The following is a 21,819-nucleotide window of genomic DNA, read 5'->3' on the forward strand; positions in this document are numbered from 1 at the left end:
GATGAGTTTAAAAGCACAAAACTTTAATAAAATATTTGATGCTGTAATAGCTAAATATCACCTAATTGATGATGTAGATCAACCTTTTAACAATGTTTACGAAGCTAGTACTTTAGAGCATTTATTATACAGAAAATGTTGGATTGATACAGTTCAATGGCATTACGAAGATATTATTAGATTGCCAGAAATAAATCCTACTGAGGCCTTGGCACTAAAAAGAAAAATAGATGCTTCTAACCAAGATAGAACAGATATGGTGGAGTACATAGATAGTTACTTTTTACAGAAGTATGCTGATGTAAAACCTAGCGATGGAGCTAAAATTAATTCAGAAAGTCCTGCATGGGCTATCGATAGGCTGTCTATTTTGGCTTTAAAAATCTATCATATGAACGAAGAAGCAACAAGAGAATCCGCTTCCGAAGCTCATAAAAACGCTTGCCAAGCTAAATTGAATATCCTGTTAGAACAGAGAGTGGATTTGTCTACTGCTATTGATGATTTGATAATAGATATAGAAAACGGAGATAAGTATATGAAAGTATACAAGCAAATGAAAATGTATAATGACGACGAGTTAAACCCGATGTTGTATAACAAAAAATAGAGTTTGAATTTGAATGTAAAAAGCTGAGATATCCTCTCAGCTTTTTTTATGGTTAGGTATTGTTGTAGAAAACAGCCAAATCCTCTATGAGTACCTGGCCGTTTCCTTGAACACAACTATAAAAAAACAACTATTTTTATTTTAAGGTAATTTGATACTTTAGAACAGTCATCCCTTTTCTATCCATTTCTTTTAAATTTATAGTATCAAAAACAGGCCTGTATTGATATCCCAAGCTTAATTTATTTCGATGACCCATTCCGTTTAAAAACAAGTTGATGGTAAAGTCGTACACAATCATTTCCTGATTCAAAGCATCAAAATCTGAATACTGAATGGCTATATTAGGCTGAGCGACAATCTGCTTGTGTATTGGAAATGCGTATCCAAATTGGGTGTAAATGGTGGTACCAGTACCCATCATCGGAAATCCGTTACCATCACCATTAAAGGTAGTTCCAGACCCGCTGTCAAAAATAGATCCGTTAGCATCTACGTTTCTAATGTAATTGGTTCCAAAGTTTAAATTGTAGTAACCTAGGTAGGCTGTGATGCCTTTATCTCCAGCCAACGGTAAGCTTAAAAACGAATCTACAGCCCAAGTTTTCATGTCGTATACTTTGGTTGTTGCTAACAAAACGTCACCATCGGCAAAAGCACTTCCTTGAAATTGTCCTCCAAAACCAATATTAAACACCTTCTTTTTGTTGATATAAGTACCTGTCTGGTAAGCGGATTTATTAGATTCTTCTTCAAAAAACTGATATTTAATATAAGATGAAACTCTTTTTCGAGGTCTATTATTGGCATAATCTACTATGCCCTGTACAGGAGCTTTGCTAACAGTAATTGGGTTGGATATTACAAATCTATAATCAAATTTTACGATTTGACCTTTAAACCAAATACTTAAATTACGACCTAAATCATCATCTTTATTAACTGTGGTTAAAGAAAATAGAGGAGAATCTAATCCCATTAAAGATTTTGAAGAACGTACGTTCCATCTATCTAAGCCTTGCCAACCAGATTTTCCCATACCCACTTCCAGTTTTTTAGAAAAGGCATATTCAACGTATAAATCCAATACTTGCAATGGAAAATTTCTAGACTGATGATTAAAGTTGTTACCACCAAACATTGCATATCCGTATATTTTAGGAGTTATTTGAGAAGTGACAGGTATTCTTAATCTACGAATAGATATATCAGTGTAAGTGTCTGTAGCTTCTCCGTTAATGGTCGTTCCGTTATTTAACTCAGAGTATCTTGCCCAAAATTGGGTAGTTATATTCCATTTAACTTTTGGTTTCCCCTGAGCAAATAAAACGGTATTTAACACTACGATACTCAAAAAGAGTTGTTTAAATTTTTTCATGAATATTTATTGTGTTATCCTTAAATAAGTCCCGCTAACTGAAATCCTAAGATTACTAATACAACGATGATAGGTCCAAGCAAACCAGCAATTAAACCTCCGAATCTAAAATCCTTTTGCTCTATAAGTCCTGTACTAAATGCAATGGCATTTGGAGGTGTAGAAATTGGAAAGAACAGTGCAGTTGAAGCACTAAAACCAATAACTAATGGAAGAATAATAGGGTTGTTAGTAGCTAAAATAATTGCAATAGGAATTAAAATTGTGGTAGTAGCCGTGTTACTCATAAAGTTTGATAAAATCACCGTAATCAAAGCAAACACACTAATCATTACATATTCGTTAAGATGAAATTCATTAATTAAGCCAACATAATAGGCAGCCAAACCAGTTTCTTTAATAGCGAGCCCCAAAGACAGTCCACCTGCAACAAGCATTAAAGTATCCCATGGCAGTTTCCTAACATCTTCGGAATTCACGATTCTAAACATGGTTAGTAGCATAATAGGTAGCATAGAAACTGTTGAGGCCGAAATTCCGTGAAGTTTACCTGTAAGCCATAATAACATGGTGACAACTAAAACCCCTAAAACAAATTTTTTCTTCAGTAAAAAGATTTTCTCCGTAGATCCTTCTTCGGGTTCTCCATCTCCTAAAAACCCAAGATCGATGGTAGAAACTCTAGGAATAAATTTGCTAATTAAAACAAACCAAAATATCAATACCAGTATGATAGCTACGGGAAAACCAATCATCATCCACTCTAAAAAACCAAATTTAATTCCGTTCTGCAACAAACCATCGACAGCAACTGCATTTGGAGGAGAACCTATAATTGTTCCCATACCTCCAAGCGAAGCCGCAGCAGGAATTCCGATGAGTAAAGCTTTGGTAATTTTAGCATCTTTAGGCAACGTTTTTAAAAAAGGTAGTACAGAAGCAATCATCATGGCTGTAGTAGCTGTATTACTCATAATCATAGAAAAAATAGCAGTTACCAACATAATCCCTAATAAGACAAATCTAGGTTTGGTTCCAAATTGCTTAATGGTGAGTTTAAAAATAGTTTTATCTAGTCCAACCTTTTGCATAGCCTCTGCCATAAAAAATCCACCAAGCATCAACCAAATAACTGAGTTGGACCAAGTTTGTACATATTTTTGGACTATTTTATTGGAAGTAGAGGGGTCTATATCATGATAATATTTACCTAGAGCAAAGACGAGAAAACCAAAAATGAGGAGTCCAACGGTAAAGGGAGGAACTGCCTCTGTAACCCACAAGCAAACAGATAGGATTAGCAAAAAAAGCACGTATACCTGTGGAGTGTCTAAAGCGGGAGATTGTAGAAAATAAGTTCCCCCAAATGCTAGTAAAATACTCAGTAAAAAATTGATAATTCTTCCTTGGAAGTTTACCATATGTTGTATTCTAGAGTATTTTCTTATCGAAGCTGACCTTGAATCTGACATAAAAAAGTGTTTAATGTTACACTATAAAATTCATCAGAAAGACCAATAAAATATATGATTTTAATCATAGATTTAGGTATTTCGCAGATAGACAACCTTTCCTATGTTTTTGTGAAATAATGGGAGTGTTTTAGATATATCATTGTGTTATATAGATCGAAATAAAATATTCGTTACATAATTCTAAAACGTAATCAAATAAATCAATAGCTTAGGAGTTGTATCTCTAGCTATGTAAAGGATTTAAGAATGAAGTTTAAGCCACTCGTTTGTTTTTAGAGAAAAAAATAAACAGATAAAACAGCTAATTTCTAAAATAAGCCACTTTAAATGCGTTTTAAGGCATTTTATGTTATGTGTGGGAAAAGCGTTTTTTTAAGTAAAATTTCAATTTTGAGTATCTAATTTTTTATATTTGATAGGTTTTGAATTTAAAATTAATACACCTATAATAATATGAGTGAAAACACACAACCGCAGTATTCTGCGGATAGCATTCAGGCATTAGAAGGAATGGAGCATGTAAGAATGCGACCGTCCATGTACATTGGAGATGTTGGAGTAAGAGGATTACACCATTTGGTATATGAAGTAGTAGATAACTCTATTGATGAAGCCTTGGCAGGTCATTGTGACGTTATTTCTGTGGCAATTAACGAGGACAACTCAGTTACGGTAGAAGATAACGGACGTGGTATTCCTGTGGGAATGCACAAAAAAGAGGGAGTTTCTGCTCTAGAGGTTGTTATGACTAAAATTGGAGCAGGAGGTAAGTTTGATAAAGATTCTTACAAGGTGTCTGGAGGATTACACGGGGTAGGAGTTTCTTGTGTGAATGCGCTATCAGATCATGTAAAAGCCACTGTATATAGAGAAGGAAAAGTTTGGGAACAAGAGTACGAGCGAGGAAAAGCAGTATACCCGGTAAAAACGGTTGGGGAGTCCGATAAAACAGGAACTACTGTAACGTTTACGCCAGATAAATCCATATTTCAGCAAACTACAGAATATAACTACGATACTTTAGCGGCTCGTATGCGTGAGTTGGCTTACCTTAATAAGGGAATTACCGTTACGCTTACAGATAAAAGGACTAAAGATGATGAAGGAAATTTTGTTTCTGAAGCATTCCATTCTAATGAAGGTTTATCAGAATTTGTAAAGTATTTGGATAGTACTCGTGAGCAATTAACAGCTGGAGTTATTGCTATGGAGGGTGAAAAGAATGGAATTCCTGTTGAGGTTGCCATGGTTTACAACACTTCTTACTCAGAAAACTTACACTCTTACGTAAACAATATCAATACGCACGAAGGTGGTACTCATTTGTCTGGTTTCCGTAGAGGGTTGACATCTACGTTAAAAAAATATGCAGATGCTTCTGGGATGCTAACCAAGTTAAAATTTGATATTTCGGGTGACGATTTTAGAGAAGGTTTAACAGCTATTGTTTCTGTTAAAGTTCAAGAACCTCAATTCGAGGGTCAAACCAAAACTAAATTAGGAAACCGTGAGGTTTCTGCTGCGGTAAGTCAAGCAGTCTCAGAAATGTTAACGGATTATTTAGAAGAGAATCCTGATGATGCTAAAACTATTGTACAGAAAGTAATTTTGGCAGCGCAAGCCCGTCATGCCGCTACGAAGGCACGTGAAATGGTTCAGCGTAAAACAGTGATGTCTATTGGTGGTTTACCAGGTAAATTATCAGACTGCTCCGAAACTGATCCAGAAAAATGTGAAATATTTTTGGTTGAGGGAGATTCCGCAGGAGGAACAGCCAAACAAGGACGTGATCGTGAGTTTCAAGCTATTTTACCTTTGAGAGGAAAAATCTTAAACGTAGAGAAAGCGATGCAACATAAAGTTTTTGAGAACGAAGAAATCAAAAACATGTTTACTGCTCTAGGAGTTACGATTGGTACGGAAGAAGATCCGAGAGCTTTAAATTTATCTAAATTACGTTATCACAAAGTAGTAATTATGTGTGATGCCGACGTGGATGGATCTCACATTGCTACTTTAATTTTAACATTCTTTTTTAGATACATGAGAGAAATGGTAGAGCAAGGTTTTGTATATATTGCTACTCCACCACTTTACTTAGTTAAAAAAGGAGCTAAAAAAGAGTATGCTTGGGATGATGACCAACGTGATATGATTAACCTAAAGCTAGGAGGTTCTGCTGCAATCCAACGTTACAAAGGTTTAGGAGAAATGAATGCTGAACAATTATGGGACACCACGATGAATCCTGAATTCAGGACTTTAAGAAAAGTAACCATTGATAGTGAAGCAGAAGCTGATAGAGTTTTTTCTATGTTAATGGGAGACGAAGTACCACCTCGTAGAGAGTTTATAGAGAAAAATGCTAAGTATGCTAACATAGATGCTTAATACTAATACTCTTTAAAATTGAGTTAAATACAAAAAGAGAGGGGCTAAAATATTAGCCCCTCTCTTTTTTAATTGGTAAATCTAACAGATTAGTCAGCAGTAGCAACAGCTCTTACATCTAATCTTACGTTAAACTGAAAGTTAGGATCACTAATCTCACTGATATTTGAGATTTTTACTATCGCAGAAATTTCGTCACCAGTTAAAAGTGATTGAATCGCTAAAGCGTTTGTAAATATAAATTCTTGTACCTGACCCGCAGAAACTGTAATTGCACTACCTCCTCTAAATGTACTTACGGTTTCACCTCCAACAATTACTTCGAACACAGCATTTTTGAAGTCATCAGCTCCACCAGTATATATGATATCTTGATTTTCTTTCTCGTCATCTTCAGCGGTTTCCTCAGTTTCTAAAGAGATGCCAACGGCAACCAATTCTAAATCTTTGATTTTGTCTCCTTCTTCCAAAATATCTTTAATATTGATATCTTTAGCTTCGGTTGTAATTTCTGTACCGCTAGCATTTTTTACAGATATTTCAGTTTCGAAAACTTGTCCTACTGCAAATTCAGTTTCTTCGTCACAGCTTGTTAAAGCTAATGTAGAAGCAAAAACAAATGCACCTACTTTAAATAATTTTGATAATTTCATTTTGTTTGTATTTAGTTGTTTAAATTTCTATTTATCTAATCGTGAAACCTACGGTTGCACTAAGTGTATTATATTCTTGCAAAGTATAATCTACGTTAATTTTTAAAACTAATAATTTTAAGGTTAAACCTACGTTTCCACGAGTAGAACCCCCTGAGTAATTTAGTTTCACAGGGTCAGTTAAAATAGAACCATCTGTTAACTCAAAGTTACCTAAAACATTAATGTCAGTTTCGTATGAAGTGTATCCAATACCTCCATATACTGTAAGGAATAGTAATTTTTTAGAAGCTAATACTTGGTAAGTCCAAGAGCTAGTTTCTAGCTCAAAGGCTTGAGAAGGATTTTCATCAAAATTAAATAAATACTTAGATTTTACCTCATTATATCCTACAAAACCAGACAATTGAAAAGGTAAGGCTTTAATTCCAGGAATCCATTGCTTAATACTGTGTAAAACTCCCACTCCGTAAGAAGAAAATTCATATTCATCCTCTTCAACAGAAGGAATGTATCTTAACTTAAGTTCGGTATTCTTAATCAATCCTACACCTAATTGTAAAGAAGCCGCAGGTACTGCATTGATCCCTAATTCATCGTCTAAACCAAGTCCTGGAAGTGCAGAAAGGGTGGTTACTCTGTTACCATCTTCATCTAGAAACTCTAAGGTTGGTCTCTCAGATAATTCTGTAGCACCAAAAATAGAGGGTAAATCTGCAGAAGTCGCACCATTGTTGCTTACTGCATCTAGTTTAATTCTATTATAATCGTTATTATTAAAAGAGAAAGACTCTCCGCTAGAAGGAACTTGAGATAAACTTGCGTTTACACTTAAGTCAAATCCTAATAATTTGTGAGGTTTTGCTGTGGTGTTCCATCCAGAGCTCATACCATATCCAAATCCAACTGCAGCGGGTTCTAAATAACCTCTCAATAATCTCTGAGTATCTGATGTACCACTCTCAAGAACTGTAGCTACGTCAATATCCTGTGCAAAAGAAACTGCACCGATGAACATAGACAAAATTGTCAATTTAGTTTTCTTCATAATTTTGATAGTTTGTATGATGTTTAGTTTGATTGTTTTAATAGCTGAACTGATTATAGTTTTAAATTCAACATGAGTTTTAACATTAGTTAGGTGTTACTACAATCGTCAGGAACAAAGATAATAAAATTATATACATCACATATCTATTAATGAATGTTAAGTAGTTGATGTTTAAATAGTTCAATTATTTAAGTAAGATTAGAATAAAAACTCTTTATTATTTGTTAAATTAACCCTTTAAAGTGACTTTAATCATATAAGTAACGCAATCTAAAACCTAATTTTAGAGTGTAGAATTTAATCATCAATAAAAATAATATAAAATGAAAGTAACAGTAGTTGGAGCAGGAGCCGTTGGAGCCTCTTGTGCAGAATATATTGCCATTAAAGATTTTGCTTCTGAAGTTGTCATCGTAGATATCAAAGAAAATTATGCAGAGGGTAAAGCTATGGATTTGATGCAGACAGCATCATTAAATAGTTTTGATACTAAAATAGTGGGCTCTACAAATGATTATTCCAAGACCTCGGGGTCGGATGTTGCCGTTATTACCTCTGGGATTCCTAGAAAACCCGGAATGACACGTGAAGAATTGATAGGGATTAATGCAGGAATCGTAAAGACAGTAGCGACTAGTATTTTAGAACACTCTCCTGAAGCTATCATTATCGTGGTTTCTAATCCTATGGATACGATGACATACTTAGCTAAAACACAGTTAAATATTCCTAAACACAGAATTATAGGAATGGGTGGAGCCTTGGATTCAGGAAGATTTAAATACAGATTGGCAGAGGCGTTAAAAGCACCGTTATCTGATGTTGATGGAATTGTTATCGGTGGACACTCTGATACGGGAATGATACCTTTAACACGTTTGGCAACAAGAAATTCTATGCGTGTTTCAAGATTCTTAAAGCAAGATAAATTAGATGAAATTGCGGCTGCTACTAAAGTAGGGGGAGCTACTTTAACTAAAATGTTGGGAACTTCTGCTTGGTATGCTCCTGGGGCTGCTGTATCGGCTATGGTGCAAGCTATTGCGACCGATGCTAAGAAATTATTTCCTTGTTCTGTGTATTTAGAAGGAGAATATGGAGAATCTGATATTTGTATTGGAGTTCCTTGTATTTTAGGTAAAAACGGTCTTGAAGAGGTTGTAGAAATTGAATTAAATAAAGAGGAGAAAGTTCAGTTTGCTGAGTCTGCTGCTGCTGTGAGAAAAACAAATAGCCTTTTAGCTGACTTATAGTGATCGATTTCTACCAATAAATAAAAAAATCCAAGTCAAAACTTGGATTTTTTTATTACATCATAGGGACTTCCATTAAGAGTATATACGTATTTGTTTTAAATCTAAATTGTAAAGTATCTGTATTTTCAATACCTAAACCATCTCTACTTATCAAATTTTGATCAGCTACACTTAATTCGCCATATAGAACAAATACATAAAGCCCATTTTGTTTGTTTTTTAAGTCATAAATGGCTTCTGTATCTCCATCAAATTTACCCATATGAAAATAAGCATCTTGATGAATCCAAACACCTTGGTCGTTTTGATTGGGTGATAATATTTGATAAAATTCGTTTTGTTTTTCAAGCTCCTTGATGGATTGTTGGTCGTATCTAGGTTCAACATTTTTTTTATTTGGGAATAGCCAAATTTGCAAAAATTCAACAGGAATATCCGTATTCTTGTTAAATTCGCTATGTTCCACACCTGTCCCTGCACTCATTACCTGAATATCACCCTCTTTAATAACGCCATGTGTTCCTATAGAATCTTTGTGTTCCAAATCTCCAGAAAGGGGAATAGAAACAATTTCCATGTTGTTATGCGGATGAGTTCCAAAACCTTTTCCTCCAGCAACTTTATCATCATTAATCACGCGTAAAACACCAAAATTCATCCTTTCTCTATTTTGATAACTTGCAAAACTAAAGGTGTGATTGCTTTGTAACCAGTTGTGATTAACATATCCTCTGGTTCCCGCTTTGTGTAGTGTTAATTTCATTTAAGTATGATGTTTAAAATTTAAGAATTGTTATTGACCAATGGGATGAACTGTGACACTAATCAAACTATCATCCTCCCATTTGGTTTCTATTTCTATGGGATTACAACAAATTTCACAATCTTGTATGTAAGTTTCACTTACGGTGAACTCTAATAACATATCTATATTTTCCCAACAGTACGGACAGGTAAAATTGTATTCCATTTTTTACCACAAATTACTTAATTTATTAAATATAGGTAATTTGTGATTGCTATTAAAGTTATTAAAAATAAGTCTATCTAGTTACTTTTCCAGAAATAGGGAGTTAGCACAATTAGAACCGTAAATAATTCTAGCCTCCCAATAAGCATTAGAAATGAGCAGAATAAAGTAGCTGCATCAGAGAGGTGAGCAAAATTATCTACAGGACTTACTGAGCCTAAAGCTGGGCCTATATTTCCTAAGCAAGAGGCAGCAGCTCCCACAGCAGACAAAAAATCTAAGCCCAAAAATGCTAAAATAATAGTGCTAAGGATAAAAATTAACATGTAAATGATAAAGAAAGAAAGAATATTGAAAATGATGGTTCTAGACACTCTATCTCCATTATACCTTACTGAGATGATAGCATTTGGATGTAACTGTTTTTTTAATTCTAATAAAGAGTTTTTAATCATGATTACATGACGAACCACTTTTACACCTCCACTGGTAGATCCCGCCGAACCCCCTATAAAAAATAGAGAAAACATTAAAGCAGTGGCTAGATAATTCCACATAGTAAAATCTGCAGACACAAAACCAGTAGTTGTTAAGACACTCACTACTTGAAAAGCAGCATGTCTAAAACCACTCTCAAAATCTCCCAAAGGTTTAGGATGATAAATCGCAGTTTTTAAAATAGGATCTTGAAACCAAACAATTAATATAGTGATGATAAAAGTAACACCAACGGTAAGTAAAAAATAGTACTTAAACTCTTCGTCTTTAAAAATCTTGGAGATTTTTCCTTTGAGTGCAAAGTAGCTCAATACAAAATTAGCTCCTGCAATAAACATAAACACAATCAAAATATACTGAATTAGAGGGCTGTCATTCCAATAAGCTATACTTGCGTTTTTAGTAGAAAACCCACCTGTGCTCAGCGTAGCCATGGCATGATTAATAGCATCGAACCAAGACATTCCAGCTATTTTTAACAGCAAAAATTCTGTCATGGTAAAACTAAAATAAATCAACCATAAGCGTTTAGCGGTTTGCGTAATTCTAGGATGAAGTTTATCTGTAGAAGGTCCTGGAGCCTCGGCAACAAATAATTGCATTCCTCCAATACCTAACAATGGGAGGATAGCTACGGTTAAAACAATAATTCCCATTCCACCAATCCAATGCGTTGCACTTCTCCAAAAAAGGATTCCTTTGGCAACACTTTCTATATCCGTTAGTACTGAGGCTCCCGTGGTAGAATAGCCAGAAATAGTTTCGAAAATAGCATCTGGAAAAGAGGTAATGGTACCTGTAAACAAATAAGGTAAGCTTCCTGTAAATGTTAACATTAGCCAACCGAGCGTAACAATTAAATATCCATCTCTTTTTTGAATGTCTTTTGGAGCGTTTCTATTAAAAAACCAAAGTAAAAAACCAATGGAAATCGTTAACACACCTGCCGATAGAATTCCGAAACTTGCTTTTTCATGGTAATACCAGCTGAAAGGTTCAGACAATAGCATAAAAAAGCCATTCATCATAGAAGTCAATCCCAAAAAGCTAGCTATGATTTTATAATTAATACCTTTCATAAACTTAGTTATTAAAGAACATTTCTACTTTTCCAATGGCATCGGGTAAACAAAATACAATTGCTCTGTCTCCTGGCAATATAGTAAAATCACCGAAAGTCATTAAAGCCTTACCGGCTCTAACCACACCACCTAAAACTGAGTTTTCAGGTAAGTCTAAATCTTTAATTTTTTGTTCGGTAATTTTAGTATTTCTTCTCACAAAAAACTCCAATACTTCAGCTTCTACGTTGTGTAAATTGGCCAATGCCAAAACTCTACCTTTACGAACATGTCTAAAAATAGCACTAGCTGCTAACACTTTTTTATTAATTAAGGTATCTACTCCAATAGTTTGAGAAATATCCATGTAATTCATGTTTTCTACCAACGCAATTGTTTTGATGACTCCTCTAGATTTTGCCACTAAACTAGTCATGATGTTGGTTTCTGAACTACCAGAAACAGAAATAAACGCATCCATATTGTTTAAAGATTCCTCTTCCAACAACTCAATATCCCTACCATCACCATTAATAACCAAGGTGTTCTTTAAATCATCAGACAAATCAAAACATTTTTCTCTGTCCTTTTCAATTAATTTAACACGTAAGTTTTTATCACAAAGCCTTTTGGCTACTTTTTGGCCTATTCTACCTCCACCAATAATCATCACGTCTCTAATTCCAACTTTCTCTTGATCTACCAAAAGGTGTATTTTAGTCAAACTTTCTCTGGGTACAGAGAAGTAAACTTGGTCTAGAGGCATAAAAATAGTATTTCCTCTAGGTATGATGATTTCATTTGATCCTTCTCTTTTTACGGCGATGACTATAAATTCGAAATCGTACCTAGAGTTTATTTCTTGAACGGTGGACTTTACAATAGAAGATTCTGCGGAAAGCTTGGCTCCTAAAACACTTAATTCTCCTTTTTCAAATTCAAATTTATCATTAAAAGCAGTTTCTTTAATTAAGGTTTCTATCTCGTTGGCAGCCAATTCCTCTGGAGAAATCATATAATCGATACCGACATCAGAAAAATTAATTTCATCACTAGTCAAGTATTCTGTGTTTGATATTCTAGCAATAGTTTTCTTAACTCCTAACTTTTTACCAATTCCTGCAATAGTTAAATTGGTATTTTGAGATTCCGTAACGGCAACAAGTAAATCCGCTTCTGCGATACCTACTTCTTTCAGTATTTTTATAGAGGCTGCATCACCTTTTTTGGTAAACACATCAATATGCGAATTAAGATGATTCAAGCGTTGAATATTTTCGTCAATCACATAAATATCATGTGCCTCCATAGACAACAATTTTGCTAAGTGATATCCTATTTCTCCTGCTCCAGCTATAATAATTTTCATACCCATGTATTTGCTACAAATATATTATATTTAATACTATGTCTTAACAAATAAATGCTATGAAAGAAGATATAAAATCATTTACAATTAAGGATTGGAAAGAAGAAGATAGGCCTAGAGAAAAATTGTTGGTAAAAGGAGCACAAGCACTCAGTGATGCTGAGTTAGTGGCAATTTTAATTGGTTCTGGAAATAGAAAAGAATCTGCAGTTCAGCTGTCCAAAAGAATTTTAACTCATTTTAAAAATAACTTTAACGAACTGGCCAGAGCAAGCATTGCTGAATTATGCAAATTCAATGGAGTTGGAGAAGCCAAAGCTATTAGTATTGTAACTGCTTTAGAAGTGGGGAAACGAAGACGTTTGGCAGCAGCTTTATCCATTCCCAAAATTAGCTGTAGTAAAGATGCCTTTGAAATTTTAAATCCTATTATGGGAGATTTACCACATGAGGAATTTTGGATTTTACACTTAAACAATAATAATAAGGTAATAGATAGGCAGTTGATTAGCAAAGGAGGACTTACGGGTACCATGGTGGATTTAAGATTGGTTTTTAAAAAAAGTTTAGAACTCCTTTCCACAGCAATGGTCTTAGGACATAATCACCCCTCTGGAAAAATAAATCCTAGTAGCGCAGACAAACAATTAACGCAAAAAATTAAAAACGCTGCAGCCCTGTTAGATATAAAAGTTTTAGACCATTTGATAATCACGCAAAAAGCTTATTTTAGCTTTGCAGACGAGGGAATACTTTAACCATGGCAGATGAACTACTTATTTACACGCAAAAAATAACACCTAGGTTAAGTTATATTTTTAGGCACATTTTTGTGCGTGTATTAAATATACCCATTCAATTTACCTCAACCATCGAAGAATTCGTAGCTCATGATAGTTTAAAAATGAGTTACGGAAAATCTCCTTTGGGGAATGAGTTTTTTATTCAGAGTCATGGTTTGTTGCAAGAGCAGGGAATTAACGATGTTGAAATAACAGTATCGCAGTGGGATAGTACTCCTTGCTTTTTTGGAACAGGTAAAAAATCGGTCATTCCTTTTGACATCTTCTCTGCAAGCTTTTATTTGTTAAGTAGATACGAAGAATATTTACCTTGCGTTTTAGATAAAAATGATTGTTATCCTGCCAACGAAAGTTTGGCTTACAAGCACAATTTTTTAGATAAACCCATTATTGATGTTTGGGCTTACAAATTGTTAAAGTATTTAAAAGATCAGAATGAAGAATTTGTGCATCAGCCTAATAAGTATAGTTATGTTTCGGTGTTTAGCGTAAGCCAAACTTTTCTGTATAAATCTAAAGGACTTATAAGGAACGCTATAGGGGGAATTTATGATTTTTTTACGCTTAAATTTTTATATGCGTGGATGAGATTGGCGGTTGTGCTAAAAATTAAGGAAGATCCATATCATACTTTTGATAAAATTATATCGTTGCAAAAGAAACACGATGTCAAGACTATTTTTTTCTTCTTGATAAGTAACTACACCACTTACGATAACAACGTAAACTTTACAAAAAGGAAGTACTTTCTGCTGATAAAATCTATTGCAGATTACGCTAGAGTGGGGTTGTTGGCATCATATTTTACGATGGATGATGAGGATAAACTAAATAGAGAAAGTAACAGATTGGGAGGTATTATTAATACGCCAACCAAGTTGTCTCGCCAACACTTGGTAAGGAACAAATTGCCTGAAACCTATCAAAAATTAATAGATTTAGACATTACCGAAGATTATTCTATGGGTTATTTGGATGAAATAGGTTTTAGAGCAAGTACTTGTACTCCTTTTTACTTTTACGACTTAGACTTTGAAATACAGACTCCCTTAAAAGTGTATTCATGCGCTTTTTCTGATAACATATTACGTTTTAATTTGCAACTGAGTCCAAAACAGGCTTTGATTAGAATAAATCATATTTCGAACATGGTTAGGCAAGTAAACGGAACCTTAGTTTCTGTTTTTCACAACGAATGTCTCTCAAACTACGGAGATTGGAAATATTGGGAGAATTTTTACGAAGAGGTAGTAAAAAGCGTTAAATCTTAGACTTTGCAAACTCTTGGTAGTCTCTAATGTAATCTGATTCATCAAACAATCCAGAATTTATCACCAAACAAATTGCTCCACTAGAAAAATCACTCAATTCTCTCCAAACCATAGATTTTATGAGCAGGCCTTTGGTGGGCTTGTTCAGCATAATTTTCTTTTTTTCAATACCATTATCTACTTCCACACAAAAGCTACCGCTAATAGGAATTAATAATTCGAACTGTTTTTTGTGTGCATGCCCACCGCGATAAGAATCCGAAGGGACATCAAATAGATAATAAACTCTTTTGATATCGAAAGGAATAGTAGTTCCTTCAATTACAGCTAAGTTACCTCTAGGGTCTGATATTTTTGGAATGGTTACAAATTCTATGTTATTCATTAATGTGGTCTATTAGTTTTTTCCATTACGCTCCTATGTTATCAAAGCTAATTTTTTTTACGCTTTCTTTAGTGTTAGATTTACAATAATTTCTCAACTCATTATTTTCGCAAAAAAGGCTAATTGCGTTAGACAATTCTTCTATGCTTTGATTTTTCACTAATAGTCCATTTTTTTGATGATTAATAATTTCTGAGGGTCCAGATAAACAATCATAAGAAATTACAGGGCAGCCATATAAAAAAAGATAAACCTATTTAATTTGTCGATAAAATTGATATTTTCTGATTTGAAAATCTTGTATATCAATTAGTATTTTAACGTAAGTAAACAAAGTATTTCTGGTGGATATTAATCAAAAAAAACTATTCCGTTAGGAGTTATAGGCAAAATTCGATGCAGCTCTAGCCAAACCTTCAAGAGCCAAATAATGTACGACCAAACAAACGGTTTTTTCTTTCTTTTTCTGCATTAATCCAATATCTTTAAACCAAAGATAATTATTTAAAAGAACCTATGAGCAACCCGCTAGTGTCAATAATCTGCACGTGTTATAACCATCAAAATTATGTAGAAGAAACATTAGACTCCGTTAAAAACCAAACTTATACTAACATAGAATTGGTAATTGTCGATGATTTTAGCTCCGATAATTCTATCGAAGTCATAAACAATTGGTTGCGTAAAAATCCCGAATCAAAATTTATAAAAAATTCAAAAAACTTGGGACTTACCAAGTCTTTTAATCACGCTTTTAAAGAAACATCTGGATTTTATTTAATGGATTTGGCAGCAGATGATATATTAGCTCCAGATTGTATAGAGAAATTGGTGAAAACGTACTTGTCACCTAACGATGATGAAGTAGGTCTTGTCTTTGGAAATGCTAAGTTGATAGATGAATCGGGAAAATTAATTTCAGTTTTTTATGATGAAGAAATGATCAAAAGAATAAATAAAGCGTTGAGCATCAATTTTTATCAGTACTTATTGTCTGATTCAGCCTATATGTGCAGTGTTACAGGTTTATATAAAAGAGACGTATTTGTAAAGCTTAGAGGATATGATGAAGAATTATATTTTGAGGATTTGGATTATTGGTTAAGAGTTGCTAGAAATTACAAGATAGTATTTACCGAAAAAATTCTCATTAAAAAAAGACACTTGACCAATTCTTTGGGAAATGGTTTTTTCGTTAGAAGTGAGCATACTAAAAAATTACATACTAGTTTTTACCTTATCTTAAAGAAAGCTTATAATTTAAACGTAACTAAACAGGAGTATCAAGCTCTCACAAAGAGAATCTACAAGCAATCTAGGTGGGCTATAAAGACTTTTAATTTTAGATATTTAATGTTATACGTGATTCTTCTCTTTAAAACATATTTTAAAATAATGATTTCTTAAATAGATGTTTTTTGTAGAAGCTAATCATCAAAATCAAAATAGTTATATAGCTAATCATATAAGAAATAACTACGTATTTGGTGTTTTGCAGTTTATTTGCAGCTAAAAAACTTAGTGAAATGTATACAGCATAAAAAAGGACTTCTACAATGATGTACCTTTTAACATCTCTATCCGCAATCATTTTATATCCAAAAAAAAGTACGACCAGTTTAAAGAAATCAGCCGTTAGTTGATAAATTAACAAATCTGATACGGGTTGAAATTCTTTTGTTAAAATTAGTGATATTATACTATTTCTAAAACCGAATATGATGATTCCCATCAGAACAAAACCACTTCCAAATACTTTTAAATAATTTTTATATTCTTTGTTAAAGCCTTTAATGGTTTTAACTCTTGATATTTTCGGTAAATAATAGATAGAAATAGTAGAAGTAATTATCAACATATAATATCCAGAAATTACGTTTAAAGACTCCCAGTAACCCGCTTGTAAAGTGCTTAAATTCTCAATAATTAAATCTCTTATAAACAAATTACTGCCTGGAACAATTATGGCACTTGTCAGCGTCATCAAGGAAAAACTCAGCAATTTATAAATTATTTTTTGATCAAAATTTTTAATAGAAAAAACTACCTTTTCATTGCGCAAAAACAGTAATGTTACCACTATAATAATAGATTCTACAATTGATAAGTAGTAGAATACACCATTAGTTTTTAAATAAAAAACTGAAGGGATCAAAATTATAAAACCTACGATAGTAGATAATATATTGATAAAAATAAGCTTGTTAAATCTGCCTAGCCCGTTTAAGATAGAAAGTAATAAATTGTTAATTGCGTAAAACGGTAATACTGTAGCGAATAAGTAGATAACAGTTTTAATATTTTGACCCTCAAATAATAAAGTATTTATATAGTTTGGTAATAAGAATAGAATAATTGAGATAAACATACTTCCAATAAGTCTTGAGTAAAAAGCAGTTGCATATATTTTTTGTAATGCTTGATGATTCTCTTTTGCTTTGCTTACTAAAGAGACAATACCGTTATCAAATCCAATAGTTGAAAAAGTTTTTATAGAAGCAGAAAAATTCTTAAAATTTCCCATTATGGCGAATCCCTCTGGCCCTAAAAATATAGCATATAATTTTGCCGAAAGAAAGCTAACAATCATTTTGATTAAGACTGATATTCCGTTCAGCGTAAAGACTTTGACCAAAGTATGTTTAAAGAAATTAGACATCTATTTTTTTTAGGATTCTACAAGGATTTCCTAAGGCAATTACGTTTTCAGGAATACTTTTACTTACTACAGAATTTGCTCCAATTACACTATTTTCTCCTATACTAACTCCTTTTAAAATAGTAACATTGTTGCCTATAAAAACATTTTTATGAATAGTTACTTTTTGGGTTTTTTGAGTATTTTGATGTCTTTTTTCAGGATGTAAATTATGAAAATCAGAATCCATAATATTACAATTAGTTCCGATTAACACTTTATCTTTAATTTCTACCGAACTCTTATCAACAACTATAGAGCAGTTATTATTAATGAAAACATGATTCCCAATGATAATTTCGGACTCAAGACTCCTTGCTTCAAAATAAGAATAGTGAGAATAAAAATGAGGAGACGATTTTATTCCCAACACAGTGCTTCTTCCTATTTTAATAATTCCTTTTCCGCTAAATAGACAAGGGCAATGTTGTATGACAGAGTTGTCTGTTACAATATTATCAGATAATAATTTGTATTTAATAATTCTGGGTAGAACAAACAAGTAGTAAAGTAATTTTGCTTTCAACTAAAATCTATTTATTAAGTTAATAACGTTGTCGACATCCTCTATGGAAATTACGGGACTTATAGGTAAGCTAAGTTCTTGTTGATGTATTTTTTCGGAAATAGGATAATACTCGCTCTTTAATTCTATGTATGCTTCTTGCAAATGTGGAGGAACAGGGTAATGAATCATAGTCTCAACCCCATTATTGATTAAATATGCTTGTAAATCATCTCTTCGATTACAAAGAATAGCAAAAACATGAAACACATGATTTTTGGAGTTATTGTATTTTGGTAATTGAATTTTAGGATTGTTGATTCCGGATAAATATCTTTTGGCCACTTTTCTTCTGTATTCATTATCTGAATCTAATTGTGGCAATTTTATGTTTAAAAATGCAGCTTGTAATTCGTCCAATCTACTATTCATTCCCTTATGAGAATTGTAGTATTTTTTAGAGGATCCGTAATTGGCTAATATTTTAATTAAATCGGCAATTTTTTTATCATGAGTCACTACAGCACCTCCGTCTCCTAAAGCTCCTAAGTTTTTACTTGGATAAAAACTAAAGCCAGCAGCATCCGAAAAACTTCCGGCTTTATTTCCAGTTTCATCCTCAGATCCGTGTGCTTGAGCAGCATCCTCAAAAACTAGTAAGTTTTCATTTTTGGCAATTTTAGCAATTGTTTCCATTGCTACTAATTGTCCGTATAGATGAACGACTAAAATAGCTTTGGTTTTTTTGGTTATTTTTTGCTGAATTAATTTCACATCAATATTGTAGGTGTTAATATCAGCATCAACCAATACAGGAGTTAAACCTACTTCAGAAATTGACAAAATAGAAGCGATATAAGTATTTGCTGGTACAATAATTTCGTCTCCCCTATTCAGCTTACCGCTCTCTATATAGGCTCTAAATATTAATTTTAGGGCATCCAGACCATTGGCTACACCCACACAATATTTTACACCACAGTAGTTAGAGAAATTTTTCTCAAAATCTGAAACTTGTTTTCCGTTTACATACCATCCTGAATGTAAAAAAGCCTCAAACGATTGGCGATATTCTTTTCCGTAAGGTGAATTGATTTTATGTAAATCTAAAAATTTGATCATTTTAGTACATCGTTTAACAGTTTGTGATTCTTAGTTTCAGCTCTGTAAAAATCCTGAGTAATCATTCTAGCTCCAAAACTTTCTTTCCAATATTGCAAACCTTCGTTAATTTTTTTTCCCCCTTGCTCATTGGATATTCCGAAATCAAAATAGTTCTTATGGCTAAATACTTCCGTAATTAAATGGTTGTGCAATAAATCTAAACTTCCTGTTTCATTTTTATTAATTTTTGCTGAAATATATTGAGAATGAGCTACTTTTTGAGTCTCAAAAATAGTAGTTCCCGCTATAATTTTATGATTTTGATACACGTTAAATTGTCTTATGTTTTTAGGGAATTTTTTCCTCAATTCAGTAATTTCATCTAAGGTATGTACAGGTTTTACTCCGTGTTTTTGCGTCAAATTAGGAATTAACACTTCGTTCCAAAACTCATTGAACTCAAATACTTCTTTAATCTCTAATTTTGATTTAATTCCTCTGGAAATTCCAGCTTTTCGATCTCTAGAAAATTTGAAGTCGTTTTGTACATCTATTACAGATAGTCCATCTCGTCTGGTTAAAACGGCTTTACATAAGAATAACAAATGTAAAATTTCATCGCTTGGATAAGTAGTATAAATGGAAGGTATTTCTTTAATTTCTACTACGGATATTTTGGAATTTTGAAGAAAGGTTAATATCTCTTTAAAGATAAAAATTGTTTTTTTGTATTTCTCATTCACGTTTAACAATAAGCCTCCGTAACTAAGACCTTGATGAGAGTAAACCACATCATTTTTTATATTTGCAGGAAATAAGGCAACTAGCTTTTGCTCATGATATATCATTAAAGAAAAGTCCTCAAAACGATCTGAATGATATTCCATAAAATCTCTGTTAAACAAAAAAGTTCCGTTTTTAGAACCTGCTAAAAAAGCATTCCATGCTTCTTTCTTATCGGATGAATATTTTATACATTTTAAATTTTTCATTTCATTTTGTATTTATCTCCCCATCTATCGTTCATCACTTTTCTAAATTCATTTTCCCTAGCATTGACCCCTGGATTGTAAATAGAAGCACCCTGCAAATCATCTGGCATAAACTCTTGTTTCACAAAATTACCATTGTATGTATGAGCGTACTTATATTCTTTGCCGTAATTCATGTCTTTCATCAATTTTGTAGGGGCGTTTCTCAAATGTAAAGGTACCGGCAAATCACCTGTTTGTTTTACGACTTGAATGGCTTTGTTAATAGCCTCATAGCTTGCATTACTTTTTGCTGAGTTAGCTAAGTAAATAGCACATTGGCTTAATAGAATTCTAGCCTCAGGGTATCCAATAGTGGCCACTGCTTGAAAAGTATTGGTTGCCATGATTAATGCGGTGGGATTTGCATTTCCTATATCTTCCGAAGCAGAAATTAACATTCTTCTGGCGATAAATTTCACATCTTCTCCTCCTTCAACCATTCGTGCAAGCCAATAAACTGCTGCATTTGGGTCTGATCCTCTAATTGATTTGATGAAAGCAGAAACTATATCGTAATGTTGTTCTCCAGTTTTATCGTAGCGTACTACATTACGCTGTACCTTTTCCAATACCAAATCATTGGTAATTGTCACTCCTTCTTTTTCTGAAGTCACAATCAACTCAAAAATGTTTAACAATTTTCTAGCATCTCCGCTGGAAACTTGTAACAAAGCATCAATTTCTTTAAGATTTACCTTTTTATCAGCAATCAATTCATCCTCTTGTATGGCTCTTTGAAGTAAGGCTTGCATATCCTTTTTATCAAAAGGATTTAAGATGTACACTTGGCATCTTGATAGTAAGGCAGGAATCACTTCAAAACTAGGGTTCTCTGTAGTCGCCCCAATTAATGTAATCCATCCTTTTTCTACAGCAGCTAGTAAAGAATCTTGTTGTGATTTGCTAAATCGATGAATTTCATCAATAAATAAAATAGGATTTTTCGTAGTAAACAACCCTCCACTTTTCTTGGCTTTATCAATAACCTCTCTTACGTCTTTCACCCCAGAATTGATAGCACTCAAAGTAAAGAAAGGTCTTTTGGAAGTTTCTGCAATGATGTTAGCTAACGTTGTTTTTCCAATTCCTGGAGGTCCCCACAGAATAAGCGAAGGAATATAACCATTGCGAATATGTTGTGTAAGCACACCTGTCTTACCAACAAGATGTTGCTGACTTATGTAATCTTCTAATTTTTTTGGGCGTATACGTTCAGCCAATGGTGGATTCATAAAGTAAATATAATTGATTATTGGCTATTTACTATTGTTTATTCGTTAAGTGACACAATTGTTTAAATAACTTTG

Annotated in this window: 20 protein-coding genes and 1 pseudogene; 6 read left to right on the forward strand and 15 right to left on the reverse strand. The window is 33.2% G+C overall.

The window, feature by feature from the left end; all coding sequences use genetic code 11:
• Nucleotide 1: 1 nt before the first annotated feature.
• Entirely contained in the window at nt 2-610 is a 609-nt protein-coding gene (locus ACXGQW_RS07545; RefSeq protein WP_457821597.1) for a DUF4254 domain-containing protein, read from the forward strand.
• Between the two features lie 136 nt (nt 611-746).
• On the opposite strand, the gene ACXGQW_RS07550 is transcribed toward ACXGQW_RS07545, so the two are convergent.
• Nucleotides 747-1,988 (reverse strand): porin, encoded by a 1,242-nt coding sequence (locus ACXGQW_RS07550; protein ID WP_457821599.1) that lies wholly within the window; start codon nt 1,986-1,988, stop codon nt 747-749.
• Between the two features lie 20 nt (nt 1,989-2,008).
• A complete protein-coding gene (locus ACXGQW_RS07555) occupies nt 2,009-3,460 on the reverse strand; it encodes an SLC13 family permease (RefSeq protein ID WP_457821601.1) in 1,452 nt (483 codons plus the stop codon).
• A gap of 456 nt (nt 3,461-3,916) precedes the next feature.
• Here ACXGQW_RS07555 and gyrB point away from each other — a divergent pair, with 456 nt between their 5' ends.
• Nucleotides 3,917-5,854, forward strand: a complete 1,938-nt coding sequence (gyrB, locus tag ACXGQW_RS07560; RefSeq protein WP_457821603.1) for a DNA topoisomerase (ATP-hydrolyzing) subunit B — start codon at nt 3,917-3,919, stop codon at nt 5,852-5,854.
• A gap of 89 nt (nt 5,855-5,943) precedes the next feature.
• Here gyrB and ACXGQW_RS07565 read toward each other — a convergent pair whose 3' ends face one another.
• Both ACXGQW_RS07565 and ACXGQW_RS07570 read right to left on the reverse strand, forming a co-directional pair.
• Nucleotides 5,944-6,507 (reverse strand): hypothetical protein, encoded by a 564-nt coding sequence (locus ACXGQW_RS07565; RefSeq protein WP_457821605.1) that lies wholly within the window; start codon nt 6,505-6,507, stop codon nt 5,944-5,946.
• Between the two features lie 31 nt (nt 6,508-6,538).
• Nucleotides 6,539-7,555 (reverse strand): DUF6588 family protein, encoded by a 1,017-nt coding sequence (locus ACXGQW_RS07570; RefSeq protein ID WP_457821607.1) that lies wholly within the window; start codon nt 7,553-7,555, stop codon nt 6,539-6,541.
• A gap of 326 nt (nt 7,556-7,881) precedes the next feature.
• Here ACXGQW_RS07570 and ACXGQW_RS07575 point away from each other — a divergent pair, with 326 nt between their 5' ends.
• On the forward strand, nt 7,882-8,811 hold the full coding sequence (locus tag ACXGQW_RS07575; RefSeq protein WP_457821609.1) for a malate dehydrogenase: 930 nt from the start codon (nt 7,882-7,884) through the stop codon (nt 8,809-8,811).
• 55 nt (nt 8,812-8,866) lie between these two features.
• Here the strand turns inward: ACXGQW_RS07575 and ACXGQW_RS07580 are convergent, their stop codons facing one another.
• The 4 genes from ACXGQW_RS07580 to trkA form a co-directional block, all read right to left on the reverse strand.
• The gene (locus ACXGQW_RS07580) at nt 8,867-9,577 is read right to left on the reverse strand and encodes a pirin family protein (protein ID WP_457821611.1); all 711 of its coding nucleotides are present in this window, start codon (nt 9,575-9,577) and stop codon (nt 8,867-8,869) included.
• Nucleotides 9,578-9,607: 30 nt separating this feature from the next.
• On the reverse strand, nt 9,608-9,784 hold the full coding sequence (locus ACXGQW_RS07585; RefSeq protein ID WP_457821613.1) for a CPXCG motif-containing cysteine-rich protein: 177 nt from the start codon (nt 9,782-9,784) through the stop codon (nt 9,608-9,610).
• 77 nt (nt 9,785-9,861) lie between these two features.
• Nucleotides 9,862-11,361 (reverse strand): TrkH family potassium uptake protein, encoded by a 1,500-nt coding sequence (locus ACXGQW_RS07590; protein WP_457821615.1) that lies wholly within the window; start codon nt 11,359-11,361, stop codon nt 9,862-9,864.
• 4 nt (nt 11,362-11,365) lie between these two features.
• A complete protein-coding gene (gene trkA / locus ACXGQW_RS07595) occupies nt 11,366-12,712 on the reverse strand; it encodes a Trk system potassium transporter TrkA (RefSeq protein WP_457821617.1) in 1,347 nt (448 codons plus the stop codon).
• A 59-nt stretch (nt 12,713-12,771) separates the two neighbouring features.
• Here trkA and radC point away from each other — a divergent pair, with 59 nt between their 5' ends.
• Both radC and ACXGQW_RS07605 read left to right on the forward strand, forming a co-directional pair.
• The gene (gene radC, locus ACXGQW_RS07600; protein ID WP_457821619.1) at nt 12,772-13,470 is read left to right on the forward strand and encodes a RadC family protein; all 699 of its coding nucleotides are present in this window, start codon (nt 12,772-12,774) and stop codon (nt 13,468-13,470) included.
• Between the two features lie 2 nt (nt 13,471-13,472).
• On the forward strand, nt 13,473-14,786 hold the full coding sequence (locus ACXGQW_RS07605; RefSeq protein ID WP_457821620.1) for a polysaccharide deacetylase family protein: 1,314 nt from the start codon (nt 13,473-13,475) through the stop codon (nt 14,784-14,786).
• Here ACXGQW_RS07605 and ACXGQW_RS07610 read toward each other — a convergent pair.
• Together ACXGQW_RS07610 and ACXGQW_RS07615 are read right to left on the reverse strand one after the other, a co-directional pair.
• Nucleotides 14,776-15,171 (reverse strand): sugar 3,4-ketoisomerase, encoded by a 396-nt coding sequence (locus ACXGQW_RS07610; RefSeq protein ID WP_457821622.1) that lies wholly within the window; start codon nt 15,169-15,171, stop codon nt 14,776-14,778. The two genes, ACXGQW_RS07605 and ACXGQW_RS07610, sit on opposite strands and share 11 nt — an antisense overlap.
• Before the next feature lie 25 nt (nt 15,172-15,196).
• Nucleotides 15,197-15,397, reverse strand: a pseudogene (locus ACXGQW_RS07615) (glycosyltransferase); the annotation flags it as partial.
• A 290-nt stretch (nt 15,398-15,687) separates the two neighbouring features.
• Here ACXGQW_RS07615 and ACXGQW_RS07620 point away from each other — a divergent pair.
• Nucleotides 15,688-16,578 carry a glycosyltransferase family 2 protein gene (locus ACXGQW_RS07620; RefSeq protein ID WP_457821624.1) on the forward strand — a complete coding sequence of 297 codons (891 nt, stop codon included), beginning with the start codon at nt 15,688-15,690 and terminating at the stop codon, nt 16,576-16,578.
• Here the strand turns inward: ACXGQW_RS07620 and ACXGQW_RS07625 are convergent.
• Genes ACXGQW_RS07625 through ACXGQW_RS07645 form a run of 5 tightly spaced genes read right to left on the reverse strand, consistent with a single transcriptional unit; the run spans nt 16,559 to nt 21,744 of the window.
• Nucleotides 16,559-17,830 (reverse strand): O-antigen translocase, encoded by a 1,272-nt coding sequence (locus ACXGQW_RS07625; protein WP_457821626.1) that lies wholly within the window; start codon nt 17,828-17,830, stop codon nt 16,559-16,561. The two genes, ACXGQW_RS07620 and ACXGQW_RS07625, sit on opposite strands and share 20 nt — an antisense overlap.
• A complete protein-coding gene (locus ACXGQW_RS07630; protein ID WP_457821628.1) occupies nt 17,823-18,395 on the reverse strand; it encodes a DapH/DapD/GlmU-related protein in 573 nt (190 codons plus the stop codon). Before ACXGQW_RS07630 ends, ACXGQW_RS07625 begins: the two co-directional genes overlap by 8 nt.
• Nucleotides 18,396-19,496, reverse strand: a complete 1,101-nt coding sequence (locus tag ACXGQW_RS07635; RefSeq protein ID WP_457821630.1) for a DegT/DnrJ/EryC1/StrS family aminotransferase — start codon at nt 19,494-19,496, stop codon at nt 18,396-18,398.
• Nucleotides 19,493-20,470 (reverse strand): GNAT family N-acetyltransferase, encoded by a 978-nt coding sequence (locus ACXGQW_RS07640; RefSeq protein ID WP_457821632.1) that lies wholly within the window; start codon nt 20,468-20,470, stop codon nt 19,493-19,495. The genes ACXGQW_RS07635 and ACXGQW_RS07640 overlap by 4 nt, the downstream gene beginning before the upstream one ends.
• Nucleotides 20,467-21,744 (reverse strand): replication-associated recombination protein A, encoded by a 1,278-nt coding sequence (locus ACXGQW_RS07645; protein WP_457821634.1) that lies wholly within the window; start codon nt 21,742-21,744, stop codon nt 20,467-20,469. Before ACXGQW_RS07645 ends, ACXGQW_RS07640 begins: the two co-directional genes overlap by 4 nt.
• Nucleotides 21,745-21,819 lie beyond the last annotated feature (75 nt).

The organism is Wenyingzhuangia sp. IMCC45533 (assembly GCF_054111225.1).

Bases quoted from the DNA above. Each gene is read 5' to 3' on its own strand.
- gyrB (WP_457821603.1), top strand. From the start codon at position 3,917: ATGAGTGAAAACACACAACCGCAGTATTCTGCGGATAGCATTCAGGCA.
- ACXGQW_RS07635 (WP_457821630.1), bottom strand. From the start codon at position 19,496: ATGATCAAATTTTTAGATTTACATAAAATCAATTCACCTTACGGAAAA.
- trkA (WP_457821617.1), bottom strand. From the start codon at position 12,712: ATGAAAATTATTATAGCTGGAGCAGGAGAAATAGGATATCACTTAGCA.
- ACXGQW_RS07625 (WP_457821626.1), bottom strand. From the start codon at position 17,830: ATGTCTAATTTCTTTAAACATACTTTGGTCAAAGTCTTTACGCTGAAC.
- ACXGQW_RS07550 (WP_457821599.1), bottom strand. From the start codon at position 1,988: ATGAAAAAATTTAAACAACTCTTTTTGAGTATCGTAGTGTTAAATACC.
- ACXGQW_RS07555 (WP_457821601.1), bottom strand. From the start codon at position 3,460: ATGTCAGATTCAAGGTCAGCTTCGATAAGAAAATACTCTAGAATACAA.
- ACXGQW_RS07575 (WP_457821609.1), top strand. From the start codon at position 7,882: ATGAAAGTAACAGTAGTTGGAGCAGGAGCCGTTGGAGCCTCTTGTGCA.
- ACXGQW_RS07645 (WP_457821634.1), bottom strand. From the start codon at position 21,744: ATGAATCCACCATTGGCTGAACGTATACGCCCAAAAAAATTAGAAGAT.
- ACXGQW_RS07610 (WP_457821622.1), bottom strand. From the start codon at position 15,171: ATGAATAACATAGAATTTGTAACCATTCCAAAAATATCAGACCCTAGA.
- ACXGQW_RS07585 (WP_457821613.1), bottom strand. From the start codon at position 9,784: ATGGAATACAATTTTACCTGTCCGTACTGTTGGGAAAATATAGATATG.
- ACXGQW_RS07545 (WP_457821597.1), top strand. From the start codon at position 2: ATGAGTTTAAAAGCACAAAACTTTAATAAAATATTTGATGCTGTAATA.
- ACXGQW_RS07620 (WP_457821624.1), top strand. From the start codon at position 15,688: ATGAGCAACCCGCTAGTGTCAATAATCTGCACGTGTTATAACCATCAA.
- ACXGQW_RS07570 (WP_457821607.1), bottom strand. From the start codon at position 7,555: ATGAAGAAAACTAAATTGACAATTTTGTCTATGTTCATCGGTGCAGTT.
- radC (WP_457821619.1), top strand. From the start codon at position 12,772: ATGAAAGAAGATATAAAATCATTTACAATTAAGGATTGGAAAGAAGAA.
- ACXGQW_RS07590 (WP_457821615.1), bottom strand. From the start codon at position 11,361: ATGAAAGGTATTAATTATAAAATCATAGCTAGCTTTTTGGGATTGACT.
- ACXGQW_RS07605 (WP_457821620.1), top strand. From the start codon at position 13,473: ATGGCAGATGAACTACTTATTTACACGCAAAAAATAACACCTAGGTTA.
- ACXGQW_RS07565 (WP_457821605.1), bottom strand. From the start codon at position 6,507: ATGAAATTATCAAAATTATTTAAAGTAGGTGCATTTGTTTTTGCTTCT.
- ACXGQW_RS07580 (WP_457821611.1), bottom strand. From the start codon at position 9,577: ATGAAATTAACACTACACAAAGCGGGAACCAGAGGATATGTTAATCAC.
- ACXGQW_RS07640 (WP_457821632.1), bottom strand. From the start codon at position 20,470: ATGAAAAATTTAAAATGTATAAAATATTCATCCGATAAGAAAGAAGCA.